The organism is Enterococcus raffinosus, from assembly GCF_019175485.1.
GTDB classification, from domain to species: Bacteria; Bacillota; Bacilli; order Lactobacillales; family Enterococcaceae; genus Enterococcus_A; species Enterococcus_A raffinosus.
This window is the reverse complement of sequence record NZ_CP072888.1, coordinates 57,827-80,795: the sequence shown is the minus strand read 5'-3', so window position 1 is coordinate 80,795 and position 22,969 is coordinate 57,827. Positions and strand designations below refer to the sequence as shown.

Genomic DNA, 22,969 nt, shown 5'->3' with positions numbered 1-22,969 from the left:
CTACCGTACTCTTTTATTTTACCCAAAAAGCACTAGAAAAGGACGTTTTTACGTCGTTTCTAGTGCTTTTTTTTGAGACTTATGTCACAGCCTCCTCTATAAAGGGCGTTCCCTTACACTTTCTCAGTGCTCACTGATTCAATTTTTCACCTGACCATAATCTTTGAACACCTCTACAGCCGTTTGAATCTGTTCAGCAGACAGCTTTGCGATTTTCCCACCATAAGAATGAGCGACGTATAGTGTTTTCGCTGCTTCTTCTAAATAGACGGCAGCATACAACGCCTCTTTTAAATTTTTGCCGATCGTGACAACGCCGTGATTTTTCAGTACGACTGCCAGCTGATCTCCGATATGATCGACTACCGCATAGCCCATATCAATACTCGCCGCCGAACTATACGGAGCGACATTGACTGGACCCTTAGCGGTATTGGCTAATGTCGTCACATCACAATCGATCCGATCCACGACTAAACCGATTCCGGTCGCATATGGCTGATGGGTATGAATGACCGCATTCACTGCAGGCATCTGCTGCAGGATATAACGTATCGCAATCGTATCAACACTTGGACGGCGGATTCCTTCGATAATTTCTCCTTCGATCGTCATCACGAGAACATCCTCTGGGACCATCTCTTCATACATCATTCCACTAGGTGTAACCAACAGGGTTTTCGAATCGATTCGCATACTCACATTTCCACCTGAAAGTGAAATCAAGCCATAGCGGTCTAGCATTTTCCCGGCTGTGATAATCTCTGCTTTTTCTTTCTCAAACATCAGCTCGCCTCTTTTTTCTTTTTGACTTGAGCGTTATACTCCGTGTTGACTCTTCTAGCACGAGCCTTCAATGATTCTGGATGCTTTTCATATTCCATATCCAGCAACAACCGAAACAGCTCCTGCCCGTCATTATAATTTCTTGTATTCAACCAATAGCGCCCTTTTAACAGTCCACCGCCGTTCATACGTAAATACATCTTTCCAGCAGTTGGAAACTCACGAATCTTGAAGCTATCCAGCTGCGGCAAGTTATAATCATCCACTCGTTTGAAGGAACGTAGAGTCAACGTGTCTCCTGCGATCGCTACTTCTTTCGGGGTCACTCTTGCCACCAGCGCGTTCCAAAAACTGTAAAAGGCGACAATTCCTACCATACCCATCAACGCCGGCAAACGATTCGTGATCATGGCACCGATCGCAATGAGGAAAACAATCAATGAGACGACTCCGGTAACAGGGACATCTAAGAAATACAATGTTTTATCGTATTCAAACCGTTTCATGTGTCCTTCCCCCTTTTCTTACTGCAGAATTACGCTGCTTCTCCGCCATCATGCAGTTGTGATGCTTCTTTTTTGATTCGATTGCGGTTCCAAATCGCCATCACCAAAGCCACCGCAGCGCCAATTCCAGTACCGATATATCCGAGACCATTTAAGCGAACAAGTACCCAAGTCAATGGATTCGCTCCATCACAAATAGATGAAATCTGAGAGGCCCCTTCCGGCATTTGGAAATTCACATTTTTTGCTGCCGTCGTAATCATTGGTGCCAGATCCGTAGCGATCCATAGCCCGAATACTAATACGACCAACCCAACAATCAGCCCTCTAAAGCCGTTTTCTTTTACAATCGGTGTAATCAATACAAACATCCATGGGATAACGGCCAAGTCAGCGAATGGTAAAACGGTATTTCCTGGTAGGACAACCGCTAAGAAAATCAATGTTGGCACTAAGATAAATGAAATTGCCAATGTCACTGGGTGTCCAACCCCAATCGCTGAATCTAACCCAATATAAATTTTCCCACGATTTTGAAATCTTTCTTGAATGAATTCACTGGCAGCATCGCTGATCGGAATCAAGCCTTCCATCAATAAAGCCGCCATTTTCGGAATCAACACTAAAACAGCTCCTAAAGAAACCCCTAAGGTTAAAACATTTGTCACATCGTAGCCGGCAATTATACCGATAACGATCCCCATCACCGTTCCAACTAGAATCGGTTCACCGAAAACACCGAAACGACGTTGAACCGTATCCATATTAATATTGATATCTCTCACGCCAGGAATCATATCGATCAATTTATTGATGACCATCGCAATTGGCGCATAGGCCGTCGTGAAGCCATGGGGCAGTGAAACGCCCGGCAGATCCAGTGATTTCTCCACTTCTGGTGCGGTAACATCGCCTAATACCATGATGATCACCATATTCACGACAGCCGCCACAATCCCTAGCCATAATGTATCGGTAATAATTGCTACTAAAGCTCCAGTAAACGCAAAGTGCCAATAATCCCAAATATCCACATCAACCGTTTGTGTCGTATTGGTAAGGAGCATCACAATATTGACTACTAAGCCTAACGGAATAATAATCAATCCAACTGTTGAACCCATGGCGATCGCCGCTGCCGCTGGCCATCCCACGTCGATCGTTGATAGGCTCAAACCAAAACGATCGATCATCGCCTGTACGGCTGGCGAAAGACTGGTTCCTAATAGCGAATTAATGACCAAATTCAACCCAATAAAGCCGACCCCTACCGTTAACCCTGCTCGAAGACTCTTCCCAACACCTGTTCTGAAGGCACAACCAATAATAAAAATGACAATTGGCATTACAACGGATACACCCAATCCTTGAATAAATTGAAACACTCCAATAATCGCATCCATGATTAATCCCTCTCCTTACTCGTATTGTTTTATACAGGCTACTTTTCCATTAACTCCATAATTTTATCGATCGTTGGTTTTGTATTAACGCCAGTCAAAAAGCATACTCCGGAAACAGATTCGCAAGCCAAACCTTTCGGAATAACCGTTGTCGAAATCAAAAAATCATAGTTAGAAGCTTTATTCGGTGCTTCCGAAATTTTGCATTGGGTAATTTTATACTTTCCTTTGTACCCATTTTCATCTAAAATTTTTGATATTTTTCCATTTACTGCTGTTGATGTCGCAATGCCAGAACCACATGCTAATAAAATATTTTTCATCTTTTCCACGTCCTTATTTTAAATTCTGTTTGATGCTTTTTACGACTTCTTCTGCCGTATTCGCTTGAATAATTGCTAAGACCTTTTCATCTGTTTGAAACATATCGATCAACGCCTGTAAAAATTCCAGTTGCTTTTTCGGTTCCTTGATCGCTAGCATAAACATGATTTTTACTGGAACGAGAACCTCCGGTGACCCCATCATTTCAAACATTACCGGATTCTTTAAAATGCCGATTGCCATTGATTGCTTGAAAACATATTCAGAATCGGTATGAGGAATCGCCACGCCGATATGCTCTAAAGGCAAACCAGTCGCAAACTCCTTCTCTCGCTCCTGAACCGCTGAGCTGAATTCACCATTCACACACTGATTGGCCTCCAGTCGACTGGCCAACGTCGCCAACGCTGAAAAGTTATCGGGTTCATCCATTGCTAAATCAACCAACTGTTCATCTAAGTACATTTCATCCCAAAAGTCAGCCACTTAAATTGCACTCCCTTCCCCCATCACTAAATCCAAAAGTGCTTGCTTATCTGTTACTTGAATCAGTTTTTCCACATTCTCCTCCTTTTCGATAAACTCAAGTAAACCTGTGATTTTACTCTTTGCCGCATTGATATCTGTATCTGAAATAGCGAAAAATAAAATGACATTCACATTATTGATGCCCCAATTGATCTTCTTATCTAAAGTCATGATCCCAATAGAAGTCTGATTCACCTCACTCGGGTCCGCATGGGGAATCGCCACACTGACAGAAAAACTAGTATCTCCTAACTTTTCCCGGGTCCAAACAGATTCGCCAAAGTTCTCCTTCGCGATCCCTAACGCTTGATACCTTTCAATCATAAAATTCAAACACGCCTCTTTGTTCTCAACATGTTGTTGAAGAAAAACAAGCTCTGGATTGATCCATTGCTGATTTACCTGTGTTTTTTCTTTTGCTGTCGCGTGATACCGTTTGTAATAGGTATGAACGATTCGGCTGATTTCCTCATCTTTGATCATGGGTGAAATATAAACCACATTTCTGGCCTTCACACTAGGATCGGTCGTGACCACGACATCTCTTGAATTCAACGTCACTTGTTCAAATTCCTTGGTCGTCAATTGAATCACTTTATCGGTATGGGGAATGATTCGCCGAATTTTCGTATAGATCAAATCACTTGTGATCAACCCTCGTGAAAGAACGACATAGATATTACGAAAACTTACCCCATACTTGCGCTCCAAAGCGACTTGGAAGTAAATCACTAGAAAAGAAATCTCATCGCCGGTCACTTCGATCGAAAATCGCTGACCGATACTGCTGATGGCGTAGCACATCATGGAATACAATAATAAGTAGCGATTTTTAATGTCCTCCATAAAAGGATTTTTGATCAAAATATTGCGACGCAGCCGATAAATCATCGGAACAATATGGCTCATAAGTGAATCATGTAATTCCTGATCGCCAGAAAAATCGATATTTAACAGGTTTCCTAAATCGGCGATTAATTCTTCCACCGCCTCTTGATAGCTGTCATTGTACGTCTTGGTTGATTTGTAGAAGGGTTTTACGTTCATGGCATATAAGGTTTCAGATAGATGATAAATATCGGGATACCAAAGCTCGATCGAACTATTCGTAGAAATGAAGGCACAAATCTCATAGGTTTGCGTATATAAAGCCAAATCCTCTAAGTCGCTTTTCTTTTTCTCTTCGATCGTCATATGACAGCCGTTTTCCGCTCGCGTAAGTAAACATAAAAAAGTAAGAAAAATTGCTGAAAAATATTTATTGGAAATATTGCTATAAAACATATCGGAAAACTTCTCTAACGTATCTTTGACTAATTGGATCAGGGCGACAGGGAAATAGTTCTCTAATTGGATGAGCAGCTCTTCATTGTTTACTAGTAGAGCATCGGGAAACTTTGTCATCAAAAAATTTTGATACGCCTGTTGGATGTCCGCCTCCGCCCCACGCAAGGAAACCTTCCGTCTGCTCTGACAGATTTTGACATCAAAATGCCGCAGATAGCGCTGTAGATAATCTAGATCTTTTTTCAACGTTGAATCAGAGATAAAAAAATCCGCTTCTAGCGTCTCTAGTAACTGTCCTTCGGGCGTCATAAATAATTGACGAAAAATACCTTCTCTTCTGCCTAATACGTCATAAATATCTCTGTCACTTTCCACCGTAAGATCTGTAATTCTGTTGATTTCTCCTTCTGTTCCGATTAATTTGATACCATGTCTTGGCACCTTAACAATCTCTATCGCTTTTCCCGCCAATTCCTTGTTCAAAAAATTTACATCGTTCAAAATCGTTCTCGTTGACACTTCCAGCTTCTCACTAAAATAATCCGTTGTTTTGTAATCGCTTTCAGAAAGAAGTAAGGATAACAGTTGATTGCGACGCCGCATCGTTTTTTCCATTTTCACACCTCCTCGTCTTAAGCATTCGAAGTATTCGGCTGTCAGCCCTCTTCGTTAAAGAAAAATAAACAACGTTGAGCAGCCAACCTCGCTATCTCCTATATTCATCATAGTAAATTTTCAACTTACTTAAAAGGTCTCCTTTTTTCAACATTAATCATGAAAACTCAAATTAACAGGAATCATTCTTTTTTGAAAGTATTTATGAAATTTTTTGATGAGTGGAAAAGCCAGTTTGTAAAGGGACTTTTGCAGCTTCCTTCTTTTAAATACAAAAAAATTGCTGACCTCTTACGATCAGCAATTTTTCTAGTTATTCTATTTCTTCCACTCATCGACTTCTTTTTGGTGGTCTTTAATCCAGTCCTTTGCTGCTTGAGAAGGATCTTTTCCTTCATTGATCGCTAGCATGACACTTTCCATATCCTTTTGGTTCCAATGGAAATTATCCAAGACTTTATACGCTTCTGGTTGATCTTCCTTCAAACCTTTACGTGCCATCGTATGAATGGCCTCTTCTGTTCCCATGGCCCCTTTAGGATCTTCTAAATATTTCAACCCATATTTAGCGAACATCCAGTGAGGAGACCAGCCAGTAATAACGATTGGTTGTTTCTTTTTAATCGCTTGGCCAAGAGCAACTGTCATTGCACCAGAAGAAGAGGTTGAAACTTTCCAATCAGATAAATTCGGATAAGCCTTCAATGTATTTTCAGCGGCATTGACCACACCGGCACCAGGTTCGATCCCGGTGATTGTTTTATTCGCTTGATCAGTCAAATCTTCGATAGAGTTTACATCCATATAATCAGGAACAACCAGACCAACTTTTGCTCCTTTTAGGTTCACACCTAAATCATCAACCTGATCCTTATACTGAGCAAATTGTGACTTGTGTGTATTAGGCAACCAAGCAGCAACCATGGCATCTGATTCACCTTTTGCAACAGATTCCCACATAATCGCATTATCCAGCGGAGTCATGTTGACATTGTAGCCCATTTCCTTTAGAACCTCTCCGATGACATGAGTAGAAGCCACTTCTGTATCCCACTCTACATAGGTCAGGTTGATCGTTCCTTTGCTTTCATTAGATGAACCGCCAAAACCAAACGAAGCCAGTAAAACAACTGCAGCAACAACACCAGCGGCAATACCGATTTTTTTCTTTTTGGTCTTCGGCATTTTTTCAGCTGCCTGTTGTTTTGGCTTGTTGATATTTTGTGTGAATCGATCGATAATGATCGCCAAAATAACTAGCGCCAAGCCATTCACAAAACCATTACCGACTTGCGCACGTTGCAAGGCTGAGAGAACTCCACGGCCTAGACCCGGCGCTCCGATCATTGATGCGATAACTACCATTGATAAAGCAAGCATCGTTGTTTGGTTGATCCCCGCTAAAATGGTACTTTTAGCTAATGGTAATTCCAGTTTAAACAATTTTTGTTTGCCGGTACCGCCGAAGGAATCAGACGCTTCGACCAATTCTTTTGGAATTTGACGAATCCCTAAATTCGTAAAACGTACGGTTGGCGGCAAAGCGAAAATAACTGAGGCAAAAACACCAGGAACCATCCCAATTCCGAAGAATGCAACCGCAGGAATCAAATACACGAACCCTGGCATTGTCTGCATAAAGTCCAGAATGGGAGTAATAATTTTTTTCGCAGTCTCATTTTTCGCCATCAGGATTCCTAAAGGTACCCCAATGATGATCGATAATAGACTTGATAAAAGAACCAGTGTGACGGTACTCATAAGATCCGTCCATAATCCTTGATTATAAATAAAGAGCAGTCCGATCAAGGTAAAGCTTGTCAGCCCCCATTTTTTATTGGAAATAAAAAAGGCGGCGATCGTTAAAACGAGAATCAATAATAATGGTGGGATCATCGTTAATATCCCTGTCATTCCATCCATCAAAAATTGTCCGGCATGCTGCAAGGCTGAGAACAAACCAGCAAAGGTTCCTGTCAGCCACTCTGTAAATCCTTCCACCCAGTCTGCGACGGGCAAGGCTTGTTGTAAAATACTAAACATTTGTGATCACCTCTTCAGTCTCTGTATCTGCTAACGCCTCTAACACACTACCACGGATGACGACACCGACTAAGCGGTCGCCTTCTACTACAGCCAGTGGTGCTGGCGAATCAAAAATCAGATTGAAAATGTCGGTGACCAGCATATCTTTCGGGATGCGGCGGACATTTTTATCAATGACATCTCTCAGCTCTAGATTATTTTTACGTGCTTCCCGCGCTTTGTCTGCTGTCAGGCTGCCCTTCAGCTTACGCTTACGATCAACAGCTAATAGCATACTGACTTCTTCTTTACGCATTCGATTCAACGCCACATTTGGTCCATCCACTTCAATATTCGTCGTCAACGCTGGCACCATGATATTTTGGGCAGTCAAGACTTTTGAACGATCCACGTCTTCAACGAAGTCACGAACATATTGATTGGCTGGATGCGTCAGAATTTCTTCTCCCGTACCGATCTGCATGATTTGACCGTCCTTCATTAACGCGATCCGATCACCGATTCGCAAGGCTTCATTTAAATCATGGGTAATAAAGATGATTGTTTTTTGTACATTCGATTGCAGATCCAATAATTCATCTTGCATCTCCCGACGGATCAATGGGTCTAAGGCGGAAAAAGCTTCATCCATCAATAGAATTTCTGGATCGTTGGCTAAAGCCCGCGCCAAGCCAACCCGCTGCTGCATCCCACCGGATAGTTGATCTGGATATTGATCCTTAAAGGTCAATAGCCCTGAGTTTTCTAATGCTTGTTCAGCCTTTGCCTGACGTTCCGCTTTCGGTACACCTCGGACTTCAAGACCGTATTCTGTATTTTCCAAAATCGTACGATGAGGAAACAGCCCAAAATTTTGAAAGACCATATTGATTTTATGGCGACGCACTTCCCGCAGTGCTTCTTTGTCCATTTGAGCGATATTTTCTCCATCGATATAGATCTCACCAGAGGTCGGATCGATCAACCGATTTAATAAACGAATCATTGTGGATTTTCCGCTGCCGGAAAGTCCCATAATAACAAAAATTTCTCCTTCATTGACTTCAAAACTTGCATCATATACACCAACAGTTGCACCTGTTTTCTCTACAATTTCGTTCTTGTCGCGATTCTCCTGAATCATCGCAAGGGCCTGTTGCTGTTTCTTACCAAAAATTTTAGTCAGATGTTCTACCTTAACTTTACTCAAAAAATATCCTCCTCTTTAAAAAGTGACCATACTAACTTAACACCATGTGGTCACTTTGTCAAAAAAGATGCTGAAAGTTTTCAGTAAATCAGCAAGTATGTCGTCGAAAACTCACTCTGCTACTTCGTAAAGTCAGAAATCGAAATTGCCCTTAAAATGAGATCGTTTCAGTGGTTAAAGGTTTAAAAAAAAGAAAGCCGCGGCTTTCTTTTTTGATGGAGTTATTTATCTGGATAAAACAGATGCTGCATCCGTTGAATAACGAATTCGTTGCCAACAAAGAATAAGGTATCTCCTTCACAAATTTTGGCGTAAGGTCCCGGCGACAGCAAAAGCTCGTTCTTTTGCTGAATAGCAATAATCGTCGCCCCCGTCTCGTGCCAAATATTTAAGTCATTAACCGTACTCTCCAAGTGTTCTGCCTCTCCCGTCAAAGTTAACTCGTACGGAACAAAAGGCGCGACATTATGAACACGCTTTGTCTGGGCTAATAATTGATTCAAAAGCTCACTCACATTGTCCAGTTCTTGTTTTTGTTTCTCAACGCTCGCCTGAAGCTCATTCTTTATTTCTTGAACAGACTGCACATCCTGATATTTCTCAAAGTAGACCTTCGCTTTTTCTCGCGAAAGCACATAGGCCCCGCTGCCATGGCGAACCTCCATGATTCCGAGATCCACTAGCACATTGATTGCTTTCCGCGCAGTTTCAGGAGAAACATTAAAATTACTGGCTAGCGTGGAACGTGCATGAATTTTTTCTCCCACTTGATACCGATTGTCAGCAATCCGTTCAGCAATCTCTACCGCTACTTGCTGATAGCGAGGCAGCAAGATCCGCTTCTTGTTTTCCCCTTCCATTCCGATCCCTCCAAGTTCATCTAACTGTGCTTCAATCTTCAAAAATCGAAAAACGAAGCTCATTTTCCCCGTATATATCATTCCGTTAAAGTGGCTCATGAATAGTGAAAGTATAGGGCTTACTATATCTTCTATCTACTGCGAATAACGGAACTGATATCTTTGTTGCAGAATTCTTTTTAAGCATAGCATATTTTTTTTAGAAAAGCTTTACTCATTGCAAGACAGATAAAAATGAAGTTGTTAGTGCTTTCGTCTTTAAAATTTATTCATAGAAGAACATTTTGCGTAGTTTTCCTTCGCAAATTCTTTTAAAAAAAGCTACGATATTTCAGATTATTTTTACCGACTGACGCTTCTTTTGCACTGCTTTTTATACATATACGATTCATTTTATTCTGAAAATTGTCTCAAGGAGTATCCGTTTTGGTAAAAGTCAAAAATCAGAAAGACAACTTAGGAGTGATTATTTGCATTTTGTGACAGGTATTATTGGGTTGATTATTGTTTTAGCTTTAGGCGTGTTAATCAGCAGTGATCGGCGTAAGATTCAGTACATACCCATTTTAGTTATGCTGATACTACAATTTTTATTAGGCTTCATTCTCTTACGAACAACGGTGGGAACCACGATTGTCGGCGGCTTAGCCGGTGTTTTTGATGCCCTGTTGAGCTTCGCCGGTTCAGGCGTGGACTTCGTTTTTGGCGGAATCGCTAATAAAGGCAGCTTTCCCTTCTTCTTAAATGTACTTATGCCGATCGTTTTTATTTCTGCGATCATCGGAATTCTACGTTATGTGAAGATCCTGCCGCTCTTCATGAAAGGCGTTGGGCTTGCCCTTAGTAAAATCAATGGTATGGGCAAATTAGAATCCTACAATGGAATTGCATCTGCGATCCTAGGGCAATCAGAAGTGTTCATCTCTATCAAAAAAGAGTTGCCTACCTTATCTGAGCAACGATTAACTTCCATGAGCATCTCTGCCATGTCTACCGTTTCTATGTCCATCGTCGGCTCTTACATGGCCTTGATCCAGCCGCGATATGTAATTACGGCGCTTGTATTAAATTTATTTGGCGGTTTTATCATTGCCTCAATCATCAATCCCTATCAACTGGAAAATGATGAGCTAGTCATCGAAGAGGATAAAGAGCAGACATTCTTTCAAATGTTAGGGGAATATATATTAGACGGTTTTCATGTAGCAGTCACTGTTGCTGCGATGCTGATCGGCTTTGTGGCCTTGATCGCAATGATTAATTTCATTTTCGCTAAGATTACCGGTCTAACCTTCCAGGAAATTCTAGGCTTTGTGTTTGCGCCTTTAGCGTTTATTACTGGGATTCCTTGGAAAGAAGCCGTTGATGCAGGAAGCCTGATGGCAACTAAACTCGTTACAAACGAATTTGTCGCGATGACAGAATTAGCGAAGGGCGACTGGACGTTCTCTGCGCGTACTACAGCCATCCTTTCCGTTTTCTTAGTATCTTTCGCCAACTTCTCTTCCATCGGAATCATTTCTGGTGCGATGAAGGGACTCAACGAAGAAAAAGGCAATCTAGTTGCCAAACACGGGTTAAAAATCTTATTGAGTGCCAGCCTAGTCAGCTTCTTAAGCGCCATTATTACAGGGCTAATTTTTTAAGCATTCAAAACAACCGCCAAGATCCCTCACAGGATTTTGACGGTTGTTTTATTTTCCTTAATTCTGGCAGATCGCCATAAATTCTTGAAAACTTGTTTGCCTTGAAAGCTTCTTTACTCGCGATGCATCATTTAGCATCTGTACAAGTTCTTCAAATAGCTGTTCAAAGGAGTTATCACGTTCTTCCTTCAAGGCAAGCAGGAGAACCAATCTAACCTTTTTTTCTTTCCATTGCAGCGGTTTTTCTAGTGAACAAATGGCTACCGCATTTTGTTTTGCCTCACGTTTGATGGCATGAGGCAACGCGTAAAAATCACCAAAGGCGGTACTGGACAATGCTTCTCGTTGCAGCACCTTCTCCACATAGTTCTTTTCACAATAACCTTTTTTATACAATTCCTGACAAAGAAATCGGATCACTTCATCTCTGTCTGTGAACGTTTCTTGGGGAAAGAACAGCTCTTCCTTCAAAAAGGTCGTCAAAACGGAAGGTGACTGATTTTCTTCGATCAATAGGTTCTGAATCTTCTTTAAATCAGCATTTGTCAAAAATGAATCATACTGATAAACCGGAACGGTTGTCGTTAGATTCAACTTCTCTGTCGTTAAAATCAATGATTTCTCTTCTGTCATCTCGTTGGTCACTGCGAATATAGATTCCGCAACGAATAGTTCGATCTCGAACTCCTGGATCTTATTCAATTGGTTTCTGACAATTCTCTGATTTCCCACACCATAAGGAGAGATGAGCAACACACGTTTCTTTTTATGGGCGCGAATATTTTCTAATGCTGAAAGAAAATGCAAGGATAGGTACGCCACTTCATCTTCTGGAAATTGAATGCTCAGCTTCTCTTGAAGATAACCCAGAGGCATAGACACTGACATTATAAACAAAAGGAAACTTGCTTTTGATTTCTTCAAGTAAGGGATTCACCAAATATTGTTTATGAGTAGCGCGCTTATACAATGCCGACACATGGGTCAGTAAATAATCCGTGATTTTCTTATCCTGCGTAAAATCAATGAAAAAAATCGAGTCGATATTTGTTAAGACGCCTTCAATCGCCTGCTTTAGTTTTTTATCGGCTAGGTCCTCATCAGAAACCAGCGAACCAGAATATAAGCGATAGATATACGCGTATTCTTCCTCTGGAATCTTAACCTCAAAATTACTTTCTAATTCCTTAACCATCGCCAGAGTCATTTGACGACTCTTAGTCTCTTTTAAAGATGCCTGAGAAGGATTCAAGTAGCTCTTTTTGCTGACTCTTTCCAACAATACTGCGATATGCAAAATAAATGAAATCGTTGAGAAATCATTGACGAAAAAGCCTTCCTTTTGATGAACATTTACGACCACCTTAGTTAATTTCGCTAGATCAAGCTGTTCAAAATAATCCGAATAATTGTCTAAGCTTAATTTATTGGTCTCAATCTCCTGATTTAAAAACAACGTAAACACACGACGTTTAGCCGCCTCATCCCCTTCAATCAAAAGTCGATTTTGTTTTCGTTTAATTATCAAGCGCTGATCCCTTTTCGCAATCAATCTATTAAGCTCTTTGACCATTCGATCAAGGGTGGATTCACTAATGAAGAATTCATCCGCCAGTTCGTAAAAGTCACAAGCTTTTTGGTCTAATAACCGCATGAGTAAATCAAAGGTCAAATTCGTCGACTGCTTATTAGACGTCAGCTGCTGAAGGTAGTTATTTTCAGGATTTATATAGAACCCTGTTCCCGCCTTCGATAGGATCATGGGTTGTTCAGAAAGCTGGTTTAACTGCTGAATGTCATTTCGAATCGTTTTCGACGAAACTCCCAGCTCTTTTGACAGTTGGCCAGCGGTAAAAGGCTGCTGGTTTAGGGATAATTTCTCTAGAATTTTTTCTTGTCTTTGAGAAATATTCACAATGATCCCTCCTATAATAAATAACTGATTTGTATCCCAACAAAAGCATAGAAGTTATTAAACTTCTACGCTTTATTATAACATTATGCCGATTCTGTATCGCTATCTTTTTCTAACTGAACAAGGTTTTTCTCATAAACTTTCAAGAACGGATAATACATCACACCATCAAGAATGATCAAAATTAAGACTAAGACAACTGCCCGCCAATCCATTGTGGATAGAAATGCGCCGATTGGTGACGGCATCTGCCAAGAAAAGACAGCGAAGGTTTTTCCGACAATTCCCCATGACATACACAGATACGTAACAATCGCGTTAAAGACGGAAGTAAAGATGAAAGGAAAGAAAAAAATCGGATTTAGCATTAAGGGTGTTCCAAAAATCATTGGTTCAGAGATACCGAAGAAAGATGGAATCAAACCGATTTTCCCAACAGTGCTCAACTGCTTCGATTTCGAGCGCATCATTAAGAAAGCTAAAGCCAACACGGAACCAGATCCCCCGATAATAACGAAATAGGTCCAGAATGGTGTCGTGAAAATATTGCTCAAATCACTGCCTGCCATTTTTTCCGCAGCATTGATCGATAGATTCCCATCACGAATCGGTCCAAGAATCCCTGCTAAGGCAGCATCATGAATCCCAAAGAACCAGAACAAATGGATCAAGAAGACACTGATAATCGTAAATGGTAAGCTGTCAGCTGCCTTGAAGCTTGGCGCCATAATATTGTAAAGGAACTGAACGGCTGTTGTATCAAACGCATGGAAAATGATAAAGATCACTGAAAAGAACGTCATCAAAATCAAGCCCGGCACTAAAGCAGCAAAGGTCTCTGAAAGAGAGGCCGGTACGCTATCGGGCATCTTGATCCGACCAATATTTCTTTTACGCATCCAATGGTACCCTTCCACCGTAACGATTGCGACAAAAAGTGACAGTAAGATTCCCCGTCCATCTAAAAAGCTGATCTCAACTTCCTTCCCATCCCAACCCATTTTTAGCGGTGTTAAGACAAGCATTAGAAAACCGACAAGTGAAAACATCATTGGACGTAAGACATCTTCTTTATAATGGCGACACAAGAAGTAAGTTACCCCTACACAGATGAATAAGGCCATGGCGCTCAGGGTTACCCCGCTGATCCAATTTAAAACCAGACTGTTCTTTTCCGCGAAGCTTGCCCAAGCTAACAAAAAACCATTTTTCGTATCTTCTGTCACAGGCGGTGCATTCAAAATAATTGGAATCGAACCAAACAATGTTATTGGCAGCATAGACATAAAGGCATCACGCGTCGCTTTTAAATGACGCTGCTGACTCAGTTTATTTGCCAAAGGTGAGATGTATTTATCCATCGTATCGCTAAATGTACTAAATCCCATGACTTCTTATCCTCCAATCAGTTTTTTGATATCCTCATAAACACCCTTGCCATCCATAATACCGTATTTCATTGGCGAAATGGCTTCTACTGGCACGTCCACAGCTGCTTCGATCTGAGGTTTTAAGAAACGAATTTGCGGACCAATCAAGACTAGATCCACCCCTTGCAGATAATCTTGATATTCTGATTCACTATAGGCGCTGACTTCTAGTGTGTGGTCAGAAGCGGCTTCGATTTTCTTCGCTAACATCCCTGTTGACATTCCAGCATTGCATACCAGCATGATTTTTTTCATTTTATTTCTCTCCTCTTCTTATTAGAAAAGCGATCGTTCCTTTTTAGTCGAAGGCTCTTCTTTGAATTTTTTGTCCTTGGCTTTCAATGATTTCTTTGAACCAATAGTAAGACGCTTTTGGTTTTCTGATCTGATCCTTTTCAAAGTCAACCGCTACTAATCCATAACGTTTCTCCACGCCATTTTTCCATGAATATAAGTCAAATGAAGCCCAAGCATAGTAGCCGCGAATATCTACGCCGCGATCCATCGCGTTCATAATCGCATTGATGTGGTCATTCATGAAGGAAATGCGATAGTCATCATTCACCTGCTCTACCGTCACATCTTCTCGGACACCCACACCATTTTCTGTTACATAGATCGGCAGGTGATAGCGATCCCAAGCTTCGATCAAGCCATCCTGCAGCCCTTTTGGATAGATTTCCGTATCCCAAGCAGTAAACTCACTATTTGGATCTTTGACTTGTTCAAACCAGCCTTTGATCACTACTTTGCTTTCACCTTTTTTCCCTGAATGGTTGAAGACAAGTTGTGTTTCGCCACCAGTATAGGGTTTCACCAAGGTCCGAGCGTAATAATTTAGTCCAATAAAATCAACGGTATTTTCTTTCATGATTTTCAACTCTTCTGTTTTCATAAAGCTGATATCATAATCCTGAGCTAATTTCGCTACTAGATCAATTGGAAATTCACCTAAAGCTGCGGTATCTAAAATCCAATTATTGCAATAATTATCGGCATAGCGCATAGCGATCCGAGTTTCGATCGTATCATCTACACCATTAACTGGGGTATAGCTGTGAACAATTCCTATCTGTCCTTGATAATTTCCTGCTCTAAACGCTCGTACACCTAAAGCACTCGCTAACATTACATTATAAGCACCAATCATCGTCTTCTGAACATCCTGCAGGCCTGGCGGATAATTCCCGATGAAGTAGCCGTTGGCAATAAACCATTTAGGTTCGTTAAAGGTCGTCCAATTCCGAACCTTCTCACCAAAATGCTCGAAGCAGACCTTTGCTAAATGTTCAAAAGCATAAGCGACTTGGGCATTCAGCCAGCCACCTTCTTCTTCCCAATATTGCGGCAAGTCCCAATGATAAATCGTTACGAAAGGCTCAATATCATACTTATGACAAGCATCTAGCAGGCGTTGATAAAAGGCGATTCCTTTTTCATTGATGTCCCCTTCTTTGTTTTTGATGATTCGCGGCCAAGAAAGAGAAAAACGATAAGAATTCTGTCCGCCTTCCTTCATCATCCGAATATCTTCTTCAAAATGATGGTAATGATCACTAGCGACATCGCCGTTCTCCAAATCGTTCTCATGTAAATAGCGATCCCACATTGATTCTGCTTTATCGTCTACATTCCAAGCACCTTCACACTGATAAGAAGCTGTTGCGCCACCCCATAAAAAATTTTTATCCATTACATCGTCTCCTTCCATTTATATAGCTCACCAAACTCACCGATCATATCGACTGCGATCGCTGTCGATGTTAAATGCCCTTCGGCGTGAACAAGCAGCAAATCAATTTCATCCATACGCTCTTCCGCAGAAAGCTTGCGTAGCATCTCTGCATGGGCTTTATGTGCCAGCTTGATTTCGCTCTTTGCCGATTGATATTTTTCTTCGAATGTCTGAAAGTCGCCTTGTTTTACTGCTTGCAATGCTTCATATGAATCACTTTTCGCATTTCCGGCATGCAAAATAATCGCCATCGATTCCATTTCCGTTCCAATTTTTGCTTCTCCCAAGAAACTCCCTCCTCTTCTTTCTATAGTCCAACTATAAAGCGTTTTCTTAATTGGTTAAAATTTTTATTTTCCACATTAAAGTGGAAATTCTGAGTTTTGCCATACCGCTATTGAGACGATTTTAGAAAAAAAGAGCCGCACATCTGTGCGACTTCTTTTAAATGGTTTTAATTAATTTTAGCTTGATAAAATACCCTTCGGTAGATTCCACAACTTGTTCTATTTTATAATGAGGCACAAAATTCAGTTCATCTAGTTCCAAAAGAGTGACTTCTTTTCCAAACCCAGGAACCCCTACGACTAAATTCTGAGTTTCTAAATGTAATTGCATCACGTTCTGCAGTTGTTCTGAAAATTCTAATAAAGCTTTTTTATCCTTGCTTTGGCGCCAAGAGTATTGATGCAGCAAACGCAAGCCATTCCGTAAAATCCTATTATGGACCGTCTTTTGTTGAATGACTTCTTTCCACATGTCTAATTACTAAGCTGCCTTTTCTTCTACTGTCACCGTTACTCGAACACCTAGGTTCCGACCCGCTTCAATCAGCTGCTCCGCTATTTCTGAAGAACAAGCCAAATAGAAAACAAAAGCTGTATAGTCTTTCGAGAACTTCTCTAAAAAATTTTTTCCTTCGTCCAGTAAAGCTTTTCCAGTTAAGCTCTCATAAAAAATAACTTGTTTATTACGTAAAAAAGTTTGCGGCAATTGTTTCTCTATTCCTACAACCGCTACTTTTTCGCCTTGGTATTGGCGTTTGATGTGATTCCATATTTGCTGCGTTGGTTCCGCTTTCTTTTCAAGAATGAACAATGTATTAACTCCCTTTCAGTTTAAAATCATCGCTTGCAGGAAATAGCCCTGCTGCTTGTAAATCATGCAAGACCATCACCTCCCATTCTTGCTAAAAAATAACAAACCATATTATATCCATCATACCAGCTTCTTTTTTTAAAGCAAGTAAAAAAAGACCTTCAAGCTTTTTACACTTGAAAGTCTCAACGATTACAATTGTTCCTCTTCAACCACTTCATATTCATATGGTGATCCTTCATAGAAGAATTGAGTAGAGACGGTCGCTTCATTATCCATCGCGATCAGCTCTTTACGGAAAGGAAATCTAACCGCCAGACCGTTGGCTGTCTCTTCGCCAGGTAGAATATAAAACAATTTATCATCTGGTGTCGGTTTGTTCAATTGCTCCATGACTTGATCGATCACTTGCTGCTGATTGATCGTCGCTGCCTTTGCGACCTTTTTATAATCCTCTAAAAATACTGCTTGTCCTTCAAAATACGTCATATCCATTTAATTCACCCTTTCAGCTTAACTGTACCATCTGTCATCAAAATCCTAAACTATCACGCTTATTCCGTTAAATCCAGACGCCCAGCTTCCGTTTGGAAAACCGGCCAGCTGCCTGTAAGCTCCAGACGAATCAGCGTCAATTCAGGATACTTCTGAATGGCTTCTTTTATTGATTCAATTAATTGCCTTTGCTTTTTTAAGTGCTCATCAAAGGACAAAAGCTTGTCTTGATCAAGAATCTCACGATACGCTTGATTTGCTTGGACAATCTCGTGAAAAGCGGCTTTGAAGACGCGCTCGATTTTTCGCGCGAACTTCGCTTCATTGTCAGTGGTATAAGCCACTTCTGTCTTTTCCACTAAAAATGTTGCGTAGACCAGCGGAACTGTGGAGACTGGTTTAACCGGCGACACGTAATAAAAGGCCTCCTCCAAAATATCTAATGAAACGGTCAGCTTCATGCTTCTTCCTTCTTTCTATTTTAAAAAAACGATAGTCTCTTTTCTCGTTTCGATTATAGCATTACCGCACGAATTTTTACTTTGATTTACCTCCAATAAGAAAGGCGAAGCCAACTCATGGATACGAAGCTCAAAAAAAGCTGTCGAAAATCGACAGCTTTAGATCATTACGGTCATCGCAGCGGCAGCTAAAATCAATACCAAGCCGATGATTGTAATCGTCATTTCTTTTTTTGTTTTCTTCTGTCCCAAGAACCAGATACCGGTTAAGGTTGCTAATACAACTGAAGTTTGAGACAAGATGAATCCTGTTGCCAACCCGTTCATATCTGGTTGAGCAGAAATCAAGTAAGTCAGTGCGGCAAAAGCGAAGAAAAAGCCAGAAAAAATATGCTTGTAGGATACGGCTTCTGCCAAGGCAGATTTTTCTTTGTCCTTCACGCTTAAAATCACGGAGTAAACAAGCGCAACTAAAAGCATACCAATCGCCTGCGGCAAGAATGCGTGCATACCATCAATACTCGTTGCCTGCGGTGCAGCTGAATAAGCCCAATAGCCGATTTCACCGACCGCTAATAATAGCACTGCTTTTTTCAAAATGCTGGCCTTTTCCTGTGTTTTTTCTTCTGTCCACACGGTCATCCAAGCACCCAAGATAATCAGTACCAAAGCCAACCCGCCTAATAGTTTCGCACCGACTCCTGGCCAATCACCTAAGGCAAAGACACCCCACAAGGAAGCACCAAATAACTGAAAAGCTGTTGTGATCGGCATCGCCCGCGAGGAGCCGACTAAAGTAAACGATTGAAAGGTAATGATTTGAGCGATGGCCCAGCCCACACCCGAAAGAATAGAGAAGACCAGATCCATTCCTGTTGGAAGCCCCATTCCATTAACTACTGCAAAAATTAACGCAAAGATCAAAGTCCCTAGAGTTGATCCAAGTATTTGATTTACTGGCCGTCCGCCAATTTTTGACGCGATGGTTGGGTATAGCCCCCAACCAAGTAACGGTCCTAGTCCAATCAAGATCGCTGTTGTATTCATCGTATTTCCTCCTTGTAGCGCTGCTTAAAAGACAACGCCGCTTTCCAATAAAATGTTGGCGTATGGCGTCATTTCCCCTGTCCGAATAAATGCTCGACTGTCATGCAGCGCTGCTTTCATTTCCGTATGAGGAATAAACGTTACAGGCGTTTCAGGTAAACGTTCTTGAATTTTTTTCAACATTTCAGGATTTTCTGTTTTGATTTCTTCCGCCAAATAAATTCGCTGAACCGCTAATTCTTCTAATACATTGTTCAACACATCCATAAAGCTAGGGATTCCGTTATCGACAGCCAAATCAATTTTTTCAGTGGTCATTGGAACCGGCATTCCAGCATCCCCGATGCTTAGTTGGTCAAAATGCCCCATTTGAGCGATAACGCGTGAAATATCTGAGTTGATGACTTTACTTTTTTTCATGATAAAGATCCTTTCTTTACTTCAATTCATTTTTGTAGGGAATAGATGGTTGTGCCCCAAAACGTTGGACAGTCACGGAAGAGGCTTTGTTTCCATATTTGATCGCTTCTTCTAAATTGCTGAAATCTTTTTCTAATACACTGCTCATAGCGCCAATGAAGGTATCTCCAGCCGCAGTAGTGTCGACTGCGTTTACCTTGAAGGCAGGTACAATGCCGCTGCGTCCTTGTACATCATAAAAAGCTCCTTTGCTTCCAATGGTGATAATCACTGCTTCGATGCCCAGTTGATGCAAATGTTCCGCTGCTGCTTTCAAGCTGGCTTCATCGGTCACTTGGATACCTGTCAAAATTTCAGTTTCCGTTTCATTTGGGATGATCATATCGGTCACTCTTAATAGTTCTTCAGGCACATTTTCTAAAGCAGGAGCTGGATTCAGTATCGTTTTCACACCTGCTTCACGAGCGATGGAAAAGGCTTCGATCGTACTTTCTAAAGTGCTTTCAAATTGAGCAACAACAAAATCACTAGCTTTGATTACCTCTGCATGCTCTTTTACTTGTTGCGGGGTGAAGGCATTGTTGGCCCCAGAATGGATCATGATACTATTTTCTCCTTGGTCATCAACAATGATATAGGCTTGACCTGTCGCCTGTTTTTCTAAGGTTTGAACTCCAGAGAGATTAATTCCTTCTTCTGATAAAAGCTCCCGCATCATTTCGCCTGATTCATCGTTACCAATTGCACCAATGAAATTAGTCACTGCTTCAGAACGTTTTGCCGCAACGGCTTGATTGGCTCCTTTTCCTCCACCAGCAGAAAAGATTTCTTTCGTATGCATGGTTTCACCTGGCTTCGGCATTTGTTTCACCCGAATCGTGCGATCAAGGTTGATACTTCCAATGACTGTAATCGTATTCATTTTATTCACTCCATTTCTTTTTCTTCTGAATCGCTCATTTAAGTTTAAATTAAAACGTTTTATTAAAACGTTTTAATTCGACACCAAAAATATAGCACAGCTTGAAAGCTATTTCAAGTGTGCAGTTGAAAAACGTTGAATTAATTGAACAGGCAATGTTTTTTCTTCCCAATCTTTCGACGGCTGCTCGATTCTTTCCAGCAATAATTCCGCTGTTGTTTGCCCCAACTCATAGATTGGTTGAGCAATTGTTGTTAGCTGCGGCGTCACATACTCGCTCATATCGATATTGTCATAGCCGATCACACTGTAGTCTTGCGGAATTTTTTTCTTAAGCTCTGCCAGACCTAGATACAAACCAAAAGCAATCTCATCATTAATCGCAAAGATTCCAGTCACATCGATTTTAACGATTTCTTTAGCTGCTTGACGGCCGCCAGTTTTTGACAATTCTCCGTGGATTCGAACGGCATCAGGATAAATCTCCTGAAAGCCCGCCAGTCGTGTGCTGATATTCTCGGTTGCATCTTCAGGTAAGACAATGGCTACCTTTTCGTGCCCTAATTGCTGCAAATGCTCGCCGGCAATTTTCCCTCCTGAAAAATCATCCGTCAAGACCGCATCACTGAAGCCCTCTGCTTTCTTTTGATCCAGCACGATATACGGCAGATTCTTTTTCCGTAAGGTTTCATTGATCGCTTGATTGGAGATCGCCGAACTAGCAATGATAAACCCATCAACGCCTCGACGACTCAGCTCCTCTAAATAATCGGTTTCTTTTTTTGTATCCAGATCAGCATTACAAAGCATCGTCACAAAATTTTCGCGATACAAAATACCTTCGATTCCGCGAACCAGCGTTCCGAAAAAAGGATTCGTGATATCTGGAATTAACACACCGATCGTTTTGCTTTTTTTCATGATCATGCGGCGTGCGAAATAGTCTGGTTCATAATTCAGCTCCGCTTTTGCTGCCAGCACTTTTTCGACGGTTTTGGGGCTGAATTTTTGTTCGTTGCCATTTAGGATCTGAGAGACTGTTGCGATTGATACCCCAGACTGTTTAGCAACATCTTTAATCGTGATTTTTTTATTTTTCATCTGATTTCTCCTGTTTCAAACTCTGCTACATTTTCTCATGGATAGTTGCTTCTGTAAATACACCTCTCAGCAACTTGCTATGGACTTGAATTTTTCTTATACTGCTTATGGTATCTTCATCAGGTATCAGATCCATCATATTCAATTTAACAAGTAGTCTACACAATAATATATTCTTGGTTTGCTAGACAGTGTTTATCAGCTTACCACAAGAAGAGAGGAAACAAATGAATAAATCAACGAAAATCATTTTAGGACTCATCCTAATCCTAGTAATAGTGCTCATTGCAGCAGGGAATTATTTTTATTCTTATGCCGTTGTTCCAGCGAAAAAAGATTTTCTAGCCAGTGGGTCGGAGAAAAAATCAGCAGAACGAATTCGTGCGGAAGACTGGTTCAATGATAAAAACAACCGCAGCGATTGGCAGCTTACCTCAAACGATGGCTTGAAATTATCGGCTTACTATCTACCTGCGAAAAAAGAGCAACACAAAACAGCGATTATTGCCCACGGATATATGGGACAAGCTACAGATATGCCGCAATACGCGAAAATCTATCATGACCTTGGTTATAATGTGTTAATGCCTGATGCTCGTGGACATGGCAAAAGCGAAGGGGATTACATTGGATTCGGCTGGGATGAACGAAAGGATTATCTCCAGTGGATCAATCGGATTATTAAAAAAGATCCTCAGTCAGAAATCGTTCTTCACGGAGTCAGCATGGGCGCTGCAACCGTCATGATGACCAGCGGAGAAAAATTACCGGATAACGTCAAAGCATTCGTTGAGGATTGTGGGTACAGCTCGGTGAAAGGTGAATTAGGCTATCAATTGAAGGAAATGTTCAACCTGCCGGCCTTTCCTTTAATTCCAGTGACTAGTTTGGTCACAAAAGTACGTGCCGGCTACTTTTTTGGTGAAGCAGATACAATTAAGCAATTGAAAAAGAATACTCGGCCAATGCTTTTTATTCATGGTGATAAGGACGATTTCGTTCCATATTTCATGCTGGATGAAGTCTACAAAGCGACGAAAGGACCAAAAGAACAGTATGTCGTTCACGGTGCCAAACATGCCGAAGCATTAAGCAGTAATCCCAGCATGTACCAGGAAAAAGTCACGGAGTTCATCCAAAAATATGTCCCTTAGA

General features: G+C 41.2%; 25 protein-coding genes. 2 read left to right on the top strand and 23 right to left on the bottom strand.

What is annotated here, in order from left to right; genetic code table 11:
• Positions 1-138 precede the first annotated feature (138 nt).
• The 9 genes from J9537_RS00400 to J9537_RS00360 form a co-directional block, all read right to left on the bottom strand.
• Positions 139-786: a class II aldolase/adducin family protein gene (locus J9537_RS00400; protein ID WP_218256309.1), complete on the bottom strand. Its 648-nt coding sequence runs from the start codon at positions 784-786 to the stop codon at positions 139-141.
• A complete protein-coding gene (locus J9537_RS00395; protein ID WP_010747341.1) occupies positions 786-1,292 on the bottom strand; it encodes a hypothetical protein in 507 nt (168 codons plus the stop codon). Before J9537_RS00395 ends, J9537_RS00400 begins: the two co-directional genes overlap by 1 nt.
• A 29-nt stretch (positions 1,293-1,321) precedes the next feature.
• Positions 1,322-2,695: a PTS galactitol transporter subunit IIC gene (locus J9537_RS00390; protein ID WP_010747342.1), complete on the bottom strand. Its 1,374-nt coding sequence runs from the start codon at positions 2,693-2,695 to the stop codon at positions 1,322-1,324.
• 38 nt (positions 2,696-2,733) lie between these two features.
• On the bottom strand, positions 2,734-3,018 hold the full coding sequence (locus J9537_RS00385) for a PTS sugar transporter subunit IIB (protein WP_010747343.1): 285 nt from the start codon (positions 3,016-3,018) through the stop codon (positions 2,734-2,736).
• A 13-nt stretch (positions 3,019-3,031) separates the two neighbouring features.
• Positions 3,032-3,505 (bottom strand): PTS sugar transporter subunit IIA, encoded by a 474-nt coding sequence (locus tag J9537_RS00380; protein ID WP_218256308.1) that lies wholly within the window; start codon positions 3,503-3,505, stop codon positions 3,032-3,034.
• Entirely contained in the window at positions 3,506-5,449 is a 1,944-nt protein-coding gene (locus J9537_RS00375) for a BglG family transcription antiterminator (protein ID WP_218256307.1), read from the bottom strand.
• Positions 5,450-5,767: 318 nt separating this feature from the next.
• Complete coding sequence (locus J9537_RS00370) at positions 5,768-7,492, bottom strand: ABC transporter permease/substrate binding protein (RefSeq protein WP_218256306.1); 1,725 nt, start codon at positions 7,490-7,492, stop codon at positions 5,768-5,770.
• On the bottom strand, positions 7,485-8,684 hold the full coding sequence (locus tag J9537_RS00365; RefSeq protein ID WP_010747347.1) for a quaternary amine ABC transporter ATP-binding protein: 1,200 nt from the start codon (positions 8,682-8,684) through the stop codon (positions 7,485-7,487). Before J9537_RS00365 ends, J9537_RS00370 begins: the two co-directional genes overlap by 8 nt.
• Before the next feature lie 221 nt (positions 8,685-8,905).
• Entirely contained in the window at positions 8,906-9,544 is a 639-nt protein-coding gene (locus J9537_RS00360; protein ID WP_010747348.1) for a GntR family transcriptional regulator, read from the bottom strand.
• Between the two features lie 470 nt (positions 9,545-10,014).
• Between J9537_RS00360 and J9537_RS00355 the strand changes: the two genes are divergently transcribed.
• Positions 10,015-11,190 carry a NupC/NupG family nucleoside CNT transporter gene (locus J9537_RS00355; RefSeq protein WP_218256305.1) on the top strand — a complete coding sequence of 392 codons (1,176 nt, stop codon included), beginning with the start codon at positions 10,015-10,017 and terminating at the stop codon, positions 11,188-11,190.
• A gap of 57 nt (positions 11,191-11,247) precedes the next feature.
• Here J9537_RS00355 and J9537_RS20560 read toward each other — a convergent pair whose 3' ends face one another.
• The 14 genes from J9537_RS20560 to rbsR form a co-directional block, all read right to left on the bottom strand.
• Entirely contained in the window at positions 11,248-12,066 is an 819-nt protein-coding gene (locus J9537_RS20560) for a PTS sugar transporter subunit IIA (RefSeq protein ID WP_280640430.1), read from the bottom strand.
• Entirely contained in the window at positions 12,014-13,105 is a 1,092-nt protein-coding gene (locus tag J9537_RS20555; protein ID WP_280640429.1) for a BglG family transcription antiterminator, read from the bottom strand. Before J9537_RS20555 ends, J9537_RS20560 begins: the two co-directional genes overlap by 53 nt.
• Positions 13,106-13,188: 83 nt before the next feature.
• Positions 13,189-14,493 (bottom strand): PTS sugar transporter subunit IIC, encoded by a 1,305-nt coding sequence (locus J9537_RS00345; protein ID WP_218256304.1) that lies wholly within the window; start codon positions 14,491-14,493, stop codon positions 13,189-13,191.
• Positions 14,494-14,499: 6 nt separating this feature from the next.
• Positions 14,500-14,790 (bottom strand): PTS sugar transporter subunit IIB, encoded by a 291-nt coding sequence (locus J9537_RS00340; protein WP_028020403.1) that lies wholly within the window; start codon positions 14,788-14,790, stop codon positions 14,500-14,502.
• A 43-nt stretch (positions 14,791-14,833) separates the two neighbouring features.
• Entirely contained in the window at positions 14,834-16,228 is a 1,395-nt protein-coding gene (locus J9537_RS00335) for a glycoside hydrolase family 1 protein (RefSeq protein ID WP_010747353.1), read from the bottom strand.
• Positions 16,228-16,557: a PTS lactose/cellobiose transporter subunit IIA gene (locus J9537_RS00330; RefSeq protein WP_010747354.1), complete on the bottom strand. Its 330-nt coding sequence runs from the start codon at positions 16,555-16,557 to the stop codon at positions 16,228-16,230. Before J9537_RS00330 ends, J9537_RS00335 begins: the two co-directional genes overlap by 1 nt.
• A 157-nt stretch (positions 16,558-16,714) precedes the next feature.
• The gene (locus J9537_RS00325) at positions 16,715-17,029 is read right to left on the bottom strand and encodes a hypothetical protein (RefSeq protein WP_218256303.1); all 315 of its coding nucleotides are present in this window, start codon (positions 17,027-17,029) and stop codon (positions 16,715-16,717) included.
• A gap of 9 nt (positions 17,030-17,038) precedes the next feature.
• Complete coding sequence (locus tag J9537_RS00320) at positions 17,039-17,368, bottom strand: hypothetical protein (protein ID WP_218256302.1); 330 nt, start codon at positions 17,366-17,368, stop codon at positions 17,039-17,041.
• Between the two features lie 192 nt (positions 17,369-17,560).
• Positions 17,561-17,863 (bottom strand): DUF5960 family protein, encoded by a 303-nt coding sequence (locus J9537_RS00315; RefSeq protein WP_010747357.1) that lies wholly within the window; start codon positions 17,861-17,863, stop codon positions 17,561-17,563.
• 59 nt (positions 17,864-17,922) lie between these two features.
• The gene (locus J9537_RS00310; protein ID WP_218256301.1) at positions 17,923-18,324 is read right to left on the bottom strand and encodes a hypothetical protein; all 402 of its coding nucleotides are present in this window, start codon (positions 18,322-18,324) and stop codon (positions 17,923-17,925) included.
• A 159-nt stretch (positions 18,325-18,483) separates the two neighbouring features.
• Positions 18,484-19,371, bottom strand: a complete 888-nt coding sequence (gene rbsU / locus J9537_RS00305; RefSeq protein WP_218256300.1) for a ribose/proton symporter RbsU — start codon at positions 19,369-19,371, stop codon at positions 18,484-18,486.
• A gap of 24 nt (positions 19,372-19,395) precedes the next feature.
• A complete protein-coding gene (rbsD, locus tag J9537_RS00300) occupies positions 19,396-19,791 on the bottom strand; it encodes a D-ribose pyranase (protein ID WP_010747360.1) in 396 nt (131 codons plus the stop codon).
• Positions 19,792-19,807: 16 nt separating this feature from the next.
• Positions 19,808-20,713, bottom strand: a complete 906-nt coding sequence (gene rbsK, locus J9537_RS00295; protein WP_218256299.1) for a ribokinase — start codon at positions 20,711-20,713, stop codon at positions 19,808-19,810.
• Between the two features lie 108 nt (positions 20,714-20,821).
• Positions 20,822-21,814, bottom strand: coding sequence for a ribose utilization transcriptional repressor RbsR (gene rbsR, locus J9537_RS00290; RefSeq protein WP_218256298.1), 993 nt, complete (start codon positions 21,812-21,814; stop codon positions 20,822-20,824).
• Between the two features lie 227 nt (positions 21,815-22,041).
• Here rbsR and J9537_RS00285 point away from each other — a divergent pair, with 227 nt between their 5' ends.
• On the top strand, positions 22,042-22,968 hold the full coding sequence (locus J9537_RS00285) for an alpha/beta hydrolase (protein ID WP_218256297.1): 927 nt from the start codon (positions 22,042-22,044) through the stop codon (positions 22,966-22,968).
• Position 22,969: the final 1 nt, after the last annotated feature.